Raw genomic sequence first — 15,953 nt, forward strand, 5'->3', positions numbered from 1 at the left:
ACGATGACCGAAAGCGCGAGGAACGCGACCGGTATCCGTGAGTTCAAGATGCCCGACGTGGGCGAGGGGCTGACGGAGGCCGAGATCCTCAAGTGGTTCGTCCAGCCCGGCGACACGGTCGCCGACGGGCAGGTCGTCTGCGAGGTCGAGACGGCGAAGGCGGCGGTCGAACTCCCCATCCCGTTCGACGGAACGGTGCACGAGCTGCGCTTCGAGGAGGGGTCGACGGTCGATGTCGGCACCGCGATCATCGCGGTCGACACGGGTTCCGCCTCCGGCGGGGAGCCCGCCGGTGAGGCCCCTGCTGCCGAGGAGACCCCCGCCGCCGAGGAGACGCCCGCTGCCGACGAGGGCGGCTCCGAGGGCGGGGGCCGCCAGCCCGTGCTGGTGGGCTACGGCGTCAGCCAGAGCTCCACGAAGCGCCGCCCCCGCAAGCCTGCCGCCTCCAGCGGTCCGGCCGCGACGCCTCCGGCGCAGGGCGGCGCCCAGGCTTCGCCGGGCGCCAACGCGCCCGCGCAGCGGGGCACTTCGGGCACCGGCGCGTCCGGCACCGGGGCCGGTGCCGCCGGCACGGCCGCCGCTGCCGCGTCGGGCGGGCAGGCTGAGGCGCAGTCCAACGCCCCAGCGCAGCAAGGCACTTGGAGCCCGGAGGCCACGAGCGGTGCTGGGCTGAACGGGCACGCGCCCGCGGCGAGCGCCCCCGCCGGGCGGCCACTGGCCAAGCCGCCCGTGCGGAAGCTCGCCAAGGACCTCGGGGTGGACCTCGCAGAGGTCACGCCGACCGGGGACGGCGGCATCGTCACGCGTGACGACGTGATGGCCGCCGCCGCGCCGCCGGAGCCCGAGGCCGTGGTGGAGCCGGAGCCGGTCACCGCCGAGCCGACCGCTCCCGCGCCGACCTCTCTCGACCGGCACGTGCGCGCGGGCGAGACCCGTACGCCGATCCGCGGCGTACGGAAGGCGACCGCGCAGGCGATGGTCAACAGCGCCTTCACCGCGCCGCACGTCACCGAGTTCGTGACCGTGGACGTGACCCGCACGATGAAGCTCGTACGGGAGCTGAAGCAGGACCCGGACATGGCGGGCGTGCGCGTCAATCCGCTGCTGCTCGTGGCGAAGGCGTTCCTCGTCGCCATCCGCCGGCACCCGGAGGTCAACGCCGCCTGGGACGAGGCCAATCAGGAGATCGTCCAGAAGGACTACGTCAATCTGGGCATCGCCGCGGCCACCCCGCGCGGTCTGGTCGTGCCGAACATCAAGGGCGCCCAGGACAAGACCCTGCCCGAACTGGCGTCCGCCCTCGGCGACTTGGTCTCCACCGCGCGCGAGGGGAAGACCAGCCCCGCCGCGATGCAGGGCGGGACGGTGACCATCACCAACGTCGGCGTCTTCGGCGTCGACACCGGTACGCCGATCCTCAACCCCGGGGAGTCCGCGATCCTCGCCTTCGGGCAGGTCCGCGAACAGCCGTGGGTGCACAAGGGCAAGGTCAAGCCGCGTGAGGTGACCACGCTCGCGCTCTCCTTCGACCACCGGCTGGTGGACGGGGAGCTGGGCTCGCGGGTGCTGGCCGACGTCGCGGCCGTACTGGAGCGTCCCAAGCGGCTGATGACCTGGACGTGACGGTCGTCACCGACGAAAAGGATCAACACCCGCAAAAAGCGACATAGTTCAGGGAGCCCCGTTCCGCATCGCGGGACGGGGCTCCTCTTGTGTCCCTGATGTATCTATGGTGTGCACATGACTGTCGCGCACGCCGCCCCCGTCTCCTCCCCCAAGCCACCACCCGCCGCGGAGCGTGTCTACGCACATGTCAAAGAGGCCGTCCTGGAACGGCGTTACGAGGGCGGGATGCTGCTCACCGAGGGCGAGCTCGCCGAGGCCGTCGGCGTCTCCCGCACCCCGGTGCGCGAGGCACTGCTGCGCCTGGAGGCCGAGGGCCTGATCCGGCTCTACCCGAAGAAGGGCGCGCTCGTGCTGCCCGTCTCCGCGCAGGAGATCAACGACGTCGTCGAGACCCGGCTGCTGGTCGAGGAGCACGCCGTACGCAAGTCCGTACCGGCCTCCGCGGCCCTGCTCGCCCGCCTGGAGGAACTGCTGGAGGAGCAGCGGGAGCACGCCGCGACCGGCGATCTGACCGCGCTCGCCGGCGCCGACCGCTGCTTCCACGCCGAGATCGTGAAGAGCACCGGCAACGCGATCCTCACCCGGCTCTACGACCAGCTCCGCGACCGGCAGCTGCGGATGGGCGTCGCCGTGATGCACGCCCAGCCCGACCGGGTCACCAAGAACATCACCGAACACGCGGGAATCCTCGCCGCGTTGCGGGCCGGCGACGGTGACGCGGCGGCAGCGGCGGTGCACGGGCACGTCGTACGCGTGCGCAATCTCGTGCAGGGCGTCCAGGACAGCCAGGGCGTCCAGGACGCGCAGGCCGGCGAGGACAGTCACGTCGAACAGGGTGATCTGCGGTGAGCGGTGCCTCCGCGAAGGGCATATCCGTCACGGGCGAACCGCCCGGCGGCCCGCGCGCCGTGGCCGTCTGGGGCCTCGGCGTCGCCGTCTACTTCATCGCCATCACCTACCGGACCAGCCTCGGCGTCGCCGGCCTCGACGCCGCCGAACGCTTCGACATCAACGCCTCGGCGCTGTCCACGTTCTCCATCCTCCAGCTGCTCGTGTACGCGGGCATGCAGATACCCGTCGGCCTACTGGTCGACAAGCTCGGCACCAAGAAGGTGCTGCTGCTGGGCGTCGCGCTGTTCACCGTCGGCCAGTTCGGCTTCGCCCTGTCCGGCTCGTACGCGGCCGCGCTGGCCTCGCGCGCGCTGCTCGGCTGCGGCGACGCGATGACGTTCATCAGCGTGCTGCGGCTCGGCTCGCGCTGGTTCCCCGCGAAGCGCGGGCCGCTGATCGCGCAGATCGCGGCGCTCATCGGGATGGCGGGCAACCTCGTCACGACGCTCGTACTCGCCCGGCTGCTGGATGTGTTCGGCTGGACGGCGACGTTCGCGGGCAGCGCGCTCGGCGGGGTGCTGATCCTCGTCCTGGCTCTGGCGTTCCTGAAGGACCACCCCGCCGGCTTCGAACCCGCGGTGTCCGCCGCGCAGACCGGATCCGGCTACATACGGCGGCAGATCGCCGCGACCTGGCGGGAGCCCGGCACCCGGCTGGGCATGTGGGTGCACTTCACCACCCAGTTCCCCGCGATGGTGTTCCTGCTGCTGTGGGGCATGCCGTTCCTCGTGCAGGCGCAGGGCCTCAGCCGCGAGGAAGCCGGCGAACTCCTCACGCTCATCGTGCTGTCCAACATGGCCGTGGGCCTGGTGTACGGGCAGACCATCGCCCGGCACCACCGGGCCCGTACGCCCATCGCGCTGGGCACGGTCGCCGCGACCGCGACGATGTGGGCCTCCGTCCTGGTGTGGCCCGGGCAGGCCCCCGGCTGGCTGCTGGTCATGCTGTGCGTGGTGCTCGGGGCGTGCGGGCCGGCCTCGATGATCGGCTTCGACTTCGCGCGGCCGGCCAACCCGCCCGAGCGGCAGGGCACGGCCTCCGGCATCGTCAACATGGGCGGCTTCACCGCGTCGATGACGACGCTGCTCGCGGTGGGTGTGCTGCTCGACCTGACGGGCGACAACTTCCGGATCGCGTTCCTGAGCGTTTTCGTGCTGGAGGCGTTGGGGGTTGTGCAGATTCTGCGGCTGCGGGGGAGGGCGGTGCGGCGCGAGCGCGAGCGGGTCGTGACCAGCCGCGTCGAAGCGGTCCACGTCCCGGCGTAGCCGGCCCTGCCACGGCCCGGCCCCGCGTGTGGGCCGGGCCTGCCCCTTACGGGTCGCCCTCCCGCGCGGAGCGCGACGGGGCGCAGCCCCGCCCGGGCCCGGGCCGGCCCCGGTTCCTCGCCCCGGGGAGGCCGGCTCCGGTCCCTCCCCGAACCTACGTGGAGTCCGGAGCGACAGCCCCGTTTCCTTCCCCGTCCCGGTGGGGTCCGGGGAGGCCGGCCCCCCGGTCCCTTCCCCTGCCTACGTGGGGCTCGGGGCGACAGCCCCGATTCCTCCTCCCCTCCCCGCCCAGAGGGCGGGGCGTCGGGGTCTTGCGCGCGTAGTGCGGTGGGGTCCGGGGCGACAGCCCCGTTTCCTCCCCCCCACCTACGTGGGGCCCGGGGCGGAGCCCTGGAAGAAACGGGTAGGGGCGGGTCTGGGGCCAACCCCTCATCGGGGCGCGTGCGTTGGGTGCGTGGGGACGTGGCCTCGCGGCTGGCGGTCCGGTGTGCCCACCCGTTCCGCCCCTTGGGCGGACCAGCTGCCCACACCTCGGAGGTGTGCCCGCCCCGCGCGGCGGAGCCGCACATCGATTGCAGCCGCCCCTTGGGCGGACCAGCTGCCCACACCTCGGCGGGACGCCGGCCCGCGTGGTGGGGCCGCGCATCGGGCGCAGCTGCCCGCGCCGGGCTACGGCGTTACCGCGAAGGAGGAGAGGATTGCTGTGGCGAGGGTGGTGTCGCCTTCGGCCTTGACGCGGTCCGCGACCTGTTCGGCGCGGACCCGCCCGCAGGCGAGACGCACGTACGTCTCCCAGTCCAGCGAGAGCGTCAGCGCCGGGCCCAGTGACGGGCTGCCGTCCACGGAGCCGTGGCCCTCCTCGTCGACCCGCACCGTGCGGAGGAACTCCACCGGGCCGCTCACGTCGACCACGACGGCCGAATTCAGCGGCGCCGCCGCGTCCTTGGCGACGACCTTCGGCAGGCCGGCGAGCAGCTCGTCCCGTGCCACGTACGCGCCCGAGGAGTCGAGATTGCCCGGCTTGTTCAGCGCGCGGCGGATGTCCTGCTCGTGCACCCAGACGTCGAAGGCCCGCAGCCTCAACTGCCGTTCCAGGGAGATCTTTCCGCCGCCCGGCATGATGTTCTGCACCTGGTCCTCGGGCTGCCGCTTCTCGTTCCGCAGCTGCCGCGTACGGCGGATGACCGTGTATTCGAGCTCGCTCGTCATCTCGGGGCCCGTGTGGTGCCGCCGCACGTCGACCTGGATCTCCATGTGCCGGCTGCGTTCGTCGACGACGTGGTACAGATCGCGGGGCAGCGTGTGTATCGGCCGGGGATCGCCCAGGAGTTCGCACTCCTGGCCGATGAGGTGGGAGACGATGTCCCGGACGGACCAGCCGGGGCAAGCGGTCGACCGGCTCCACTCGCCCTCGGCGAGTGGCTGCACCAGCTCGGATATCGCTTCCACGGACTCGGTCCAGGCGTCGATGTAGGGCTGCAGGCTTGGGTGGTCGGTCACGAGACCCCTCGGGCGGTACGTACGTTCGCGGACTGAGTGCTCTCAAGTTACGCTGCGCTCGCGCACCCCGGCAGTGCTTTCGGGTGACGATGCAGGGGACGTTGACGCTACCGATTATCCCCGTCGAACACAGGGCCGGTGGCACGTCGTCCGCTTCCCCGGCGCCTCGGGACGTACCGGACGAGCCGCCCGATTTTCCGCCGCCCTACGGCTGTTTGACGCTCGGCCCCCGCGCGTCAGCGCTCGTCGTGGGAGTCCGTGGCGGGCTGGAGATCCGCGGTCCACTTCTCCTCGATGCGGGCCACGCGCCACACCACCATCGCGACCAGCCAGGTCACGAAGAACAGGCCGACGATCACGAACCCGACGGTGTTCAGGTTGAGTCCGCCGACCCAGTCCCAGAAGGCGCCGTGCAGGTGGAGCTTCTCCGCGAGCAGGCCGAGGAGTTCGACCGTGCCGATGATGACGGCGACGGCGACGGACAGACCGGTGATGGTGAGGTTGTAGTAGACCTTCCGTACGGGCTTGGAGAACGCCCAGCCGTACGCGAAGTTCATGAACGTGCCGTCGACGGTGTCCAGCAGCGACATCCCCGCGGCGAACAGGACCGGCAGGCACAGGATCGCGTACCAGGGCAGACCGGACGCCGCGCCGGAGCCGGCCAGCACCAGCAGGGCGATCTCGGTGGCCGTGTCGAAGCCGAGGCCGAAGAGCAGGCCGAGCGGGTACATCTGCCACGGCTTGCTGACGGACTTCATCACCCGGCCCAGCAGCCGGTTCATGAACCCCCGGCTGTCGAGCTGCTTCTCCAGCTCCGCCTCGTCGTACTCGCCGCCCCGCATCTCGCGGAAGACCTTCCAGATCCCCACCAGGATCAGGATGTTGAGCGCGGCGATGACGTACAGAAAGACCCCGGAGGCCGCCGTGCCGATCAGCCCGGCGATGTTGTGCAGGCCCGAACTGTCCTTCTCCAGCGGCCCGGCGAGGCCCTTGATGCCGAACGAGAGCAGCAGCGCGAGCAGGAAGACGATGCTGGAGTGGCCCAGCGAGAACCAGAAGCCCACTGACAGCGGCCGCTTGTCGTCGCTCATCAGCTTCCGCGTCGTGTTGTCGATCGCCGCGATGTGGTCGGCGTCGAAGGCGTGCCGCATGCCGAGGGTGTAGGCGGTCACGCCGATGCCGATGCCGAACGTCTTCGTACCGACCGCGTAGTGCTCCGGCGCGACGATCGCCACCAGCGTGAACCAGCCGATCACGTGCAGCGCCAGGATGAACAGGGCCATGCCGCCCAGCCGGGTCCACTCCTGCCGCGTCATGGAACGCCGCATCCGCTCCATACGGGAGCCGGAGCCGGGGCCGGCCTCGGGGTCGGCACCCCGGGGCGCGGCGCGGGCGGGGGTCGGAGCGGGGGTGGTGGACATGGCTGCTTTCTCTCGGGGAAGGCGCTCCGGCCGGGAGACGCCCGTACGCGGTGTACGCCGCGCACGCCGCCACGCTAGAAGCCGATCATTCGCAGCTGCAACCAATGTGCAGTAAAGCTCCGGCCAGGGAAGCGGCAGGTGACACACCCGCCCCGGGGAATGCGGACACGGGAACGCGCTGTTGGATGGGGTTATGGCTGCACACGCGCGCGTCCGGGCGCCCGAGCTCACCGGCAAGGGCGGCTGGCTGAACACCGGCGGTAACGACCTCACCCTCGCCGACCTGCGAGGGAAGATCACCGTTCTCGACTTCTGGACCTTCTGCTGCATCAACTGCCTGCACGTTCTCGACGAACTGCGGGAGCTGGAGGAGCGGCACAGCGACACCGTGGTGATCGTCGGCGTGCACTCGCCGAAGTTCGTGCACGAGGCCGAGCACCAGGCCGTCGTGGACGCCGTCGAACGGTACGAGGTCCACCACCCCGTCCTCGACGACCCCGAGCTGGCGACGTGGAAGCAGTACGCGGTGCGGGCCTGGCCCACCCTCGTCGTCATCGACCCCGAGGGCTACGTCGTCGCGCAGCACGCCGGTGAAGGACACGCGCACGCCATCGAGGCACTGGTCGAGCAGCTGGAGCAGGAGCACGCCGCCAAGGGAACCCTGCACCGCGGCGACGGTCCGTACGTACCGCCGGAGCCGGTGGCCACCGATCTGCGCTTCCCCGGGAAGGCGCTGACGCTGCCCGGCAGCGGGCACTTCCTCGTCTCCGATACCACCCGGCACCAGCTGGTGGAGCTCGACGGGGACGGCGAGACCGTCGTCCGCAGGATCGGCACCGGCGAGCGGGGCGCGCAGGACGGGCCCGTGGACCGCGCGGAGTTCAGCGAACCGCAGGGGCTCGCGCTGCTCCCGGACGGCGCCGTCGCCGTCGCGGACAGCGTCAACCACCTGCTGCGCCGCGTCGATCCGGCCACCGGCGACGTGACCACGCTGGCCGGCACCGGCGAGCAGTGGTGGCAGGGCTCACCGGACGACGGGCCCGCGCGCGAGGTGGCGCTGTCCTCGCCGTGGGACGTGGCCTGGTTCGCGGACCGGCTGTGGATCGCGATGGCGGGTGTCCACCAGCTGTGGACGTACGACCCGGAGAGCGGCACCGTCGGCGCCGCCGCGGGCACCACGAACGAGGGCCTGGTCGACGGGCCCGCCGCGGAATCCTGGTTCGCGCAGCCCTCGGGGCTGTCCGTATCAGCCGACGGCGAGCGGCTGTGGATCGCCGACTCCGAGACCAGCGCCCTGCGGTGGGCCGAGCGGGACGGTGCGGGCTTCGCCGTCCGTACGGCCGTGGGCACCGGGCTCTTCGACTTCGGGCACCGCGACGGGGAGGCCGGACAGGCCCTGTTCCAGCACCCGTTGGGGGTCACGGCGCTGCCGGACGGCTCGGTCGCGGTGAGCGACACGTACAACCACGCGCTGCGCCGCTACGACCCGTCGACCGGTGAGGTGACCACGCTCGCCACCGATCTGCGGGAGCCCTCGGACGCGCTGCTCGTCGGCGACGACATCGTCGTCGTGGAGTCGGCGCGGCACCGGCTGACGCGGCTGCGGCTGCCGGAGGAGGCCGTACGGGTCGAGTCCGTCGCGCACCGCACGCAGCGCGCGGCCACCGATATCGCGCCGGGCAAGCTGCGCCTCGACGTGGTCTTCCAGGCGCCGGCGGGACAGAAGCTGGACGAGCGGTACGGCCCGTCCACGCGGCTGCTCGTCAGCGCGACCCCGCCCGAACTCCTCGCGGACGGCGAAGGCCAGGGCACCGACCTCAGCCGGGACCTCACGCTGAACGACGCGGTCACCGAGGGCGTGCTGCACGTCAGCGCGATGGCCGCGTCCTGCGACGACGCGCCGGACATCGAGTTCCCGGCCTGCCATGTGCACCAGCAGGACTGGGGAGTTCCGGTGCGGGTGACCGACGGCGGCGCCGGACGGCTGCCGCTGGTGCTGGCCGGACTGGACAGCGAAGGCTGACACGACGCGCCCGGCCGTGCCCCGCGACCGAGCGGGGCGCTGCCGGGCGCCGCCGTTTCACTCCCAGTGGTGCATCTCCTCTTCCACCGGCGCGGCGGGCCGCGGTGCCTGCACGCGGCGCCGCTTGAAGATGCTGATGTACGCGCACAGTCCGATCGTGCCGACGAGCAGCAGGATCAGACCGATCACGTCGATGTTGGCGCCGCTGACGTCCCAGCTGACGCCCAGGGTGAGGATCGCCCCCAGGGCCATCATGGCGATGCAGATGACGATGCCCATCGATTGCGCCTCCCTGCCGGTTGGCTTCTCTGCGGGCCCGTACGAGGCGGCGGGTACCCGGCCGGTGGGGGAGCAATCAGCCGCGGCGCCAATTCCCTTGCGGGGGGCAGGTTTTCGGCCTTCCCCGCTTCCGGCGCTACTCCGCCGCGCGCGGCCCGGTGCCGAGCGGGTGGACGAACGTACCGGAACTCTTCGCGCCGTCCTGCAGGCGGATGTTGCCCCACGGCCAGTCGAGGGTGACGGAGCGGGTCTCGTTCGGCGGGGTGACCTCGAGCTTCTTCGGGTACCAGCCGTCCTTGCCGCCGTCCTCGTCCTCCGACAGGCTGCTGTCCTCGTCTTCGGAGAGGAACGTGAGCGGGGCCCACGCCGTCCTGCCCGGGCCGAGAGTGACCGGCGCCGGCTTGTCGCCGGAGCGGGGCAGATCCCACTGGAGCTTCCCCGTGGTGTCCGCCGGGTCCTTCTCCTTGCCGCCCTCGAAGGTGACGCCGGGGAAGCCGTTCAGCACACACTTGTGCGCGCCCTTGTTCACGAAGCTGATGGCCGTGTGCTGTTGGACGGTCTTCCTGGGCACCACCGGGTCCTTGCCGTCGGGATCCGAGTAGAGGCCCTTGATGGACAGATCGGCGGTCTTGCAGTCCGGAGCGCCGCTGCCGGCCTTCTTCATCCCGGGGTCCTCGTCCGAACTGGGCTGCCCCGCGAGGTCCTTGCTCTGCTTCGGCGCGGTGCTGTACGTGACACCGGCCTTCGCGGCGTCCTCGCCGGCGCCGCAGGCGGTCGCGGTCAGCGACAGGGCCGCGAGCGCGGTGACGGCCAGAACGGCGTGCCTGCGGCGCCCGGTGGAGATCCCGTGGGTCCGGACTGCGGTGCTGCGCATGGTGCTGATGCCCCGTTTCGTGCGCTGGTCGTGCGCGGTGCGAGTGGTCGACGTGTACGGGCGTACACGTGCGCTGTGAGGATACGAGGCGCGCGCCGCCCCCGGCCGGACCGGGGGCGGCGGAGTCGTCCTTCGTACGCCGGAGTTTCCGCTGGTCAGCCGCCGACCTGGCCGATGAAGGTGCCCGGGCGGGTGGCGGCGTCCTGGAGCTGGACGTCGCCGAAGGGCCAGTCGACGGTGCGGGAGTGCGTCTCGTTCGGCGGGGTGACGACGACCTTGGCGGGCTTCCAGCCGTCGCCGCTGTCGCCCTTCTCGCCCAGGAACGTGAGCTTCGCGTTGGTCGTCGCGCCGGGCTTCAGCGAGACCTGGCCGACCTTGGTGCCGGCCTGCCGGCGCAGGTCCCAGTCGGTCTTCCCGGCGGCGTCCTTGAGCGTGATGCCGGGGTAGCCGTTGAGGGCGCAGGTCTCCGGGCCCCTGTTGGTGAAGGTGAGCGTGGCGGTCTGCTGTTCGTCGGTGCCGGGCCGCGGCGCGTCCGCGCCGTTCCGCACGAAGTCGATGTACAGGTCCTCGGTCTTGCAGACGGCGGTGGAGGTGCCCACGTTCTGCTTCGAGGCGCCGGTGCCCGAGCCCGCCTGCGCCTCGGCCTCCTGCCCGGAGCCGGCCTTCGCGGCGCCCTCCTGCGAACCGCCTTCCTGCGAACTGCCCTCCTGCGCGCCGCCGTTCTGCGATCCGCTGTCCTGCGAGGCGCCGGTGGAGGCGTTGTCGGAGGGCTTGGCGGACGCGTCGGTCTCGCCGCCCTGGCAGGCCGTCATGGTCAGGGACAGCGCCGCCAGCGCGGCGACGGCCAGGCCGGTGTTCCTGCGGCTGCGGGCGGTGGTGCGTGCGGTGCTGCGCATGGTGGTGCTCCCCCGGTCGGTGGATCGGTCGGTGACACGGACAACCGTGCGCGGCCCCGCTGGCGTCCGGCTGCCGTACCGCTAACACCTGGCTAACGCGCCTCACCGGACTCGTACGCCGCGTACTCCGGCACCTGTACGGCGTCCGTCAGCTCCGCCCCCTGCCGCAGCAGCCTCTGCCGCAGCTCCTCCGCCTGCCGCCGGTACTCCGCGCCGTGCCCCGGCTCGTCCAGGGCCGCCGCGATCGCCCCGAGGTGCTGGAGCGCCCCGGCCGTACGGGCGGGCATGTCCTCCTCCTCGGTCGCCGCGAGCACCTCGGACAGCGCCTCGTACGTCTCCCGGTGCAGCCCGGCACGGTGCAGCGCGATGCCGTACGACTCCCACAACAGCGCCCGCCACCCCTCCGGTTCGCCCGGCGGCACCTCCTCCACCGCGCGCGCCGCGTACCGGGAGGCAGCTTCGAAGTCGCCCTGCTCCACGGCATGTTGGGCCGCGTAGTGGTGCTCCAGCGCGGGGGCGATCACCAGTTGCGCGTCGCGGGCCGTCACGTGGGCGCGGCGCTGGGCCTCCAGGGCGCCCTCCGGATCGTCCAGGCGGTTGCGGCACATGCCCAGCAACACCAGTGAGGGCGCCGCGTATTCGGTCAGTCCGGCGCGCCGCATCGGCTCGACCGACGCCTCCAGGTGCTCCGAGGCGTCCCGGAGCCGGCCGGTCTCCACCAGCAGCAGCCCGACCGTCGCCGTCAGCCGGCCCACGCCCTCGTCGCTGCCGGCGGCCTCGGCGGCGTACAGCGCCTGCCGCAGCGGGGCCGCCCAACGGGGGTGCGGCCGCCACAGGATGAGGGGCCAGAGCAGGGCGCCGAGCCGCCAGGTGCGCTCGTGGTCGCCGAGCGCGGCGGCGGCCCGGCAGGCCGCGAGCAGCGAGCCCTGCTCGCGGGTGTACCAGGTGCGGGCCGCCTCCCGGGACGCGAACTCCGGTACGGGCCCGCCCTGTTCGCACTCCGCGGGCAGCGCACAGGTACGCCGCCCCGACGGGTCCACGGCCTTCCCCGCGGCGTGCTGGGCGCGCAGCCAGTGGTCGGTCTGGCGGCGTACGGCCTCCTCCGGCGCGAGCGTGCGCAGCCCGCGCGCGTGCAGCCGGGTGAGGTCGTGCAGCACGTACCGGCCGGGCGTCTCCTCGTCGACGAGATGCGCGGCGGCCAGCCGCTCCAGACCTGCCCCGGTGCCGTCCACGGCCCCGGCACCGGCTTCGGTTCCGGGTCCGGTTCCGGTTCCGGCGAGGGAGGCCGCGGCGTACACGTCGAGTTCGCGGGTGACCGAGTGCGCGAGGGCTCCGAGGAGCCGTACGTCGTCGCCGGAGAGCCGCGCGACGGAGGCGCGCAGCGCCGAGCCCACCCCGGCGCCCTCCACCGACAGCAGCGCCAGTCTTCGCTCCTCGTCCTCCAGTTCGTCCGCGAGGGCGCCGGCCGTCCACTGCGGGCGGCCGGTCAGCCGGGCCGCGGCGATCCGCAGCGCGAGCGGCAGCCCGCCGCAGAGCCGCGCCACGCGGCGTACCGCGCCCGGGTCGTTCCCGGCGTCGCCGCGCCCCGGCCCGAGCGCGCGGACGAACAGCTCGGCGCTGTCCGCCTCGTCGAGCGCCCGTACGGGCACGGGGCGGGCGCAGTCCGAGGCGATGAGGCCCTCCAGCCGGTTGCGGCCGGTGACGACGGTGGCGCAGCGCGGACCGCCGGGCAGCAGCGGGCGGACCTGCGCGGAGTCGCGGGCGTTGTCGAGGACGACCAGGAGCCTGCGGTCCGCGACGAGTTCGCGGAAGCGCGCGGCCGCCCCCTCCGTGCTCTCCGGGATCTGCCGGGCCGGAAGCCCGAGCGTGAGCAGGAACTCCCGCAGGACTGCGCCCGGTTGCCGGGGCTTGCCCCCGGTCTCGCGGGCCGTCGCGGTCTCTCCGGGGCCCGCGGTCCCGTCGTTCTCCGCGCCCTCCGTGGTGACGTCCGGTGTCTCGCCGTCGCGGAAGCCGTGCAGGTCCGCGTGGAGCACACCGTCAGGGAAGGCCGCGGTACGGCGGTGCGCCCAGTGCACGGCGAGCGCGGTCTTGCCGACCCCGGCAGGCCCGGTCACCAGGGCGACCGGCCCCTCTTCTTCACCGGGCCCCGGGAGTGCGGCCGTGACGCCGTCAACTCCGCTGCCGGCCACGCCGGTTGCCCCTGCCGGGCGGCCCCCCTCTGCCGCGCTGAGACCTTCCACGGACCGGGCGGCGGCCTCCCGGGGAGCCACCGTGACCTCGGCAACTCCCCTGTCCACCGCCCCGGTTGACCCTGCCGACCGGTTCGACTCCGCCGTGCCGACGCCCTCCACGGCCCGGGCAGCCTCCGTCGCCCCACCTCCGGGCGCCCCCTCCGGGATGCCCAGCGCCCGGTCCAGCGCGGCCAGTTCGGACACCCGCCCCGTGAAGCCGCGCGGAGTACGGGGGAGCAGCCGCGGTACGGCGTGGGCGCCCCCGTCACGGGGCGCGCCGTGCGTGGCGTCGGCCGCTCCCGTACCGGCGTCCGCCTCGCCGGGAGTGTCCGTGCCCGCGGTGCCTGCGGCACCCGCAGTGCCCGCGCCGGGTGTGTCCGCGCCGGGTGTGTCCGCGACCGAGGCGCCCGCGCTCGAAGTGCCCGCGCCCGCAACGGAGTCCATGGGCGGCGCCACATCCGTCCCCGGCCGCACCACGCCGGCCGTTTGCCCGTCCTCAGCGGAAGTCCCGGACCCGGACCCGGAATCGCCCCCAGCTCCGACCCCGGCCCCGTCCCGGCCCTCGGCCCCGGCGCCCGACCCGTCGGGCCCCGGTCCGCCGGGTCTCCCCCGCGCCGCATCCGGGCTCCGGCCCGCGCCCTGGCCGGCCTCCGGCCGCGGCTCCGGTATCCGCTCCGTCCCCGGTTCCCGTACAGGCGCGGGTGCCGTCCCACCCACGGGCTCCGGCTCCCGTACCGCCCCCTGCGCGGGCTCCCGTTCCGACTCCCCCGCCGGCCCCGAGTCCGCCTCCCGGCCGGTCCGCATGTCGAACGCGGGCCCGCGCAGCACCCCTTCGTACGCCTCGCGCAGCGCAGGCCCCGGGTCGACGCCCAACTCCTCGGCGAGGAGCCGTCGGGCCCGGTGGTAGGACGCCAGCGCCTCGGACTGCTGGCCCGCCGCGTCGAGCGCGCGGATCAGCGCCGCGAGCAGCGTCTCCCGCAGCGGATGCGCGACCGTCTCGGCGCGCAGCAGCGCCACCGCCTGCCCCGGCGTACCGAGCTGTCCGTACACCCCGGCCAGCCGCTCCACCGCCACCAGCCGGCTCTCCTCCAGCGCCCGCGCCGCCGCGCGCAGCGGCCCGCTGGCCACCGTGCCGGTCAGCGCGGGCCCCTGCCACAGGGCCAGCGCCTCGCGCAGCATCAGCGCGCTGTCGGCGGTGTCCCGCTGCCGGGAGGCGAGGTGCACGAGGTCCTCGAACCGTCCGGAGTCGAGGATCTCGCCGGGCAGCAGCAGGGCGTACGCGCTCTCGTGCGTGGCCAGTTCGACCCCGTACGCGGACATGCCCGTGTCCGCCAGCAGCGCCCGCAGCCGGGACACATGACCCTGGATCACGGTGCGCGCGTGCAGCGGGGGCTCCTCCTCCCACAGCGCCTCGGCCAACCGGTCGGTCGACACGGGCGAGTTGGGGCTGAGCAGCAGCGCGGCCAGCAGGCTGCGCCGCTTCAGCGGCCCGAGCGGGAGGGGCCCGCCCGCGTCGACAGCGGCGACCGGGCCGAGCAAGCGGAATTCCACGCCCGGATCAGCCCGCCAGGAAGGCGGAGAGGCAGTTCGCCAGCAGGTACGGGTCGTCCGCGCCGCACAGTTCGCGGGCCGAGTGCATGGAGAGGATCGCGACGCCGATGTCGACGGTCGAAATCCCGTGCCGCGCCGCGGTGATGGGCCCGATCGTCGTGCCGCAGGGCATCGCGTTGTTGGACACGAAGCTCTGCCACGGCACACCGGCCTGCTCACAGGCCGCGGCGAACACGGCGCGGCCCGGCCCGTCCGTGGCGTACCGCTGGTTGACGTTGACCTTCAGGATCGGCCCGCCGTTCGGCATCGGGTGGTGCCCCGGGTCGTGCCGTTCCGCGTAGTTGGGGTGCACGGCGTGCCCGGTGTCGGAGGAGAGGCACACGGTGCCCGCGTAGGCCCGCGCCCGGTCCTCGTAGCCGCCGCCGCGCGCGAAGACAGAACGTTCCAGCACGTTGCCCAGCAGCGGGCCGTCGGCGCCGGTGTCGGACTGGCTGCCGTTCTCCTCGTGGTCGAAGGCGGCGAGCACCGGGATGCAGCCGGGGTCGCCCTCCGCGGCCGCGGCGAGCGCGGCGGCGCCGGCGTGCACGGACAGCAGGTTGTCCATCCGCGGACCGGCGACGAGCTCCCGGTCGCGGCCCAGATAGGCGGGCGGCTCGACGCTGTGCGTCATCAAGTCCCAGCCGGCGATGTCGTGTTCGGCCAGCTCGGCCTCCTCCGCGAGGAACCTGACGAGGTCGCCCTCCTGCGGTGTGCCCAGCCCCCACACGGGCTGCATGTGCCGCTGACGGTCCAGCTTCAGCCCGTCGTTGACCTGCCGGTCGAGATGGATGGCGAGCTGCGGTACGCGGAGCAGCGGGCGGTCCACGTTCACCAGCCGCGTCGTGCCGTCGCGCAGCGAGAGCCGCCCGGCGAGCCCCAGGTCGCGGTCGAGCCAGGTGTTGAGGAGCGTCCCGCCGTAGACCTCCACGGCGATCTGACGCCAGCCGTTGGCGCCGCTGTCCGGGACCGGCTTCACCCGCAGATTGGGGGAGTCGGTGTGCGCGCCGACGATCCGGAACGGGGTGGCGGGTGTGGCGCTCTCGGGGACGTACCAGGCGATGAGCGCCCCGCCGCGCAGCACGTACTTGCCGCCCGCCGAGGAGTCCCACGCGTCCGTCTCGTGCAGCCGCCGGAAGCCCGCCTTCTCCAGCAGCTCACCGGCGTTCGCGACCGCGTGGTACGGCGTGGGGGAGGCGGCGAGGAAGCCGATGAGGCCGTCGGTGTGCGCACGGTCGAAGGGCTGCGGGGAAGGAGCGGGGCGCTCGGAGCTGGAACTCATGCACTTCAGGATACGAACCCGAAACGCCCCGCTCCTCCCTGACCGGGTGAAGCGGGGCGTTCGTGATGAGGGGTTGCC

General features: G+C 73.2%; 11 protein-coding genes. 4 read left to right on the forward strand and 7 right to left on the reverse strand.

Annotated elements, in window-relative coordinates:
* Positions 1–3: 3 nt before the first annotated feature.
* From AC3AGO_RS17925 to AC3AGO_RS17935, 3 genes are all read left to right on the forward strand, one after another.
* Entirely contained in the window at positions 4–1,623 is a 1,620-nt protein-coding gene (locus AC3AGO_RS17925; RefSeq protein WP_487824699.1) for a dihydrolipoamide acetyltransferase family protein, read from the forward strand.
* A 117-nt stretch (positions 1,624–1,740) separates the two neighbouring features.
* On the forward strand, positions 1,741–2,475 hold the full coding sequence (locus tag AC3AGO_RS17930) for a GntR family transcriptional regulator (RefSeq protein ID WP_487821220.1): 735 nt from the start codon (positions 1,741–1,743) through the stop codon (positions 2,473–2,475).
* Positions 2,472–3,782 (forward strand): MFS transporter, encoded by a 1,311-nt coding sequence (locus AC3AGO_RS17935; RefSeq protein WP_487821221.1) that lies wholly within the window; start codon positions 2,472–2,474, stop codon positions 3,780–3,782. Before AC3AGO_RS17930 ends, AC3AGO_RS17935 begins: the two co-directional genes overlap by 4 nt.
* 669 nt (positions 3,783–4,451) lie before the next feature.
* On the opposite strand, the gene AC3AGO_RS17940 is transcribed toward AC3AGO_RS17935, so the two are convergent.
* Both AC3AGO_RS17940 and nicT read right to left on the reverse strand, forming a co-directional pair.
* Entirely contained in the window at positions 4,452–5,282 is an 831-nt protein-coding gene (locus AC3AGO_RS17940) for a maleylpyruvate isomerase family mycothiol-dependent enzyme (RefSeq protein WP_487821222.1), read from the reverse strand.
* Between the two features lie 236 nt (positions 5,283–5,518).
* On the reverse strand, positions 5,519–6,703 hold the full coding sequence (gene nicT / locus AC3AGO_RS17945) for a Nickel transporter NicT (protein WP_487821223.1): 1,185 nt from the start codon (positions 6,701–6,703) through the stop codon (positions 5,519–5,521).
* A 193-nt stretch (positions 6,704–6,896) separates the two neighbouring features.
* Between nicT and AC3AGO_RS17950 the strand changes: the two genes are divergently transcribed.
* The gene (locus tag AC3AGO_RS17950) at positions 6,897–8,726 is read left to right on the forward strand and encodes an NHL domain-containing thioredoxin family protein (RefSeq protein WP_487821224.1); all 1,830 of its coding nucleotides are present in this window, start codon (positions 6,897–6,899) and stop codon (positions 8,724–8,726) included.
* A 57-nt stretch (positions 8,727–8,783) separates the two neighbouring features.
* Here AC3AGO_RS17950 and AC3AGO_RS17955 read toward each other — a convergent pair whose 3' ends face one another.
* The 5 genes from AC3AGO_RS17955 to AC3AGO_RS17975 all read right to left on the reverse strand — a co-directional run bounded on the left by AC3AGO_RS17955 (position 8,784) and on the right by AC3AGO_RS17975 (position 15,875).
* Positions 8,784–9,005: a hypothetical protein gene (locus AC3AGO_RS17955; protein WP_487821225.1), complete on the reverse strand. Its 222-nt coding sequence runs from the start codon at positions 9,003–9,005 to the stop codon at positions 8,784–8,786.
* A gap of 136 nt (positions 9,006–9,141) precedes the next feature.
* Positions 9,142–9,879: a DUF4232 domain-containing protein gene (locus tag AC3AGO_RS17960; protein ID WP_487821226.1), complete on the reverse strand. Its 738-nt coding sequence runs from the start codon at positions 9,877–9,879 to the stop codon at positions 9,142–9,144.
* Positions 9,880–10,034: 155 nt separating this feature from the next.
* The gene (locus AC3AGO_RS17965) at positions 10,035–10,775 is read right to left on the reverse strand and encodes a DUF4232 domain-containing protein (protein ID WP_487821227.1); all 741 of its coding nucleotides are present in this window, start codon (positions 10,773–10,775) and stop codon (positions 10,035–10,037) included.
* A 92-nt stretch (positions 10,776–10,867) separates the two neighbouring features.
* Positions 10,868–14,557: a BTAD domain-containing putative transcriptional regulator gene (locus AC3AGO_RS17970; RefSeq protein ID WP_487821228.1), complete on the reverse strand. Its 3,690-nt coding sequence runs from the start codon at positions 14,555–14,557 to the stop codon at positions 10,868–10,870.
* A 7-nt stretch (positions 14,558–14,564) separates the two neighbouring features.
* On the reverse strand, positions 14,565–15,875 hold the full coding sequence (locus AC3AGO_RS17975) for a M18 family aminopeptidase (RefSeq protein WP_487821229.1): 1,311 nt from the start codon (positions 15,873–15,875) through the stop codon (positions 14,565–14,567).
* Positions 15,876–15,953 lie beyond the last annotated feature (78 nt).

The organism is Streptomyces sp. BL1, from assembly GCF_057628045.1.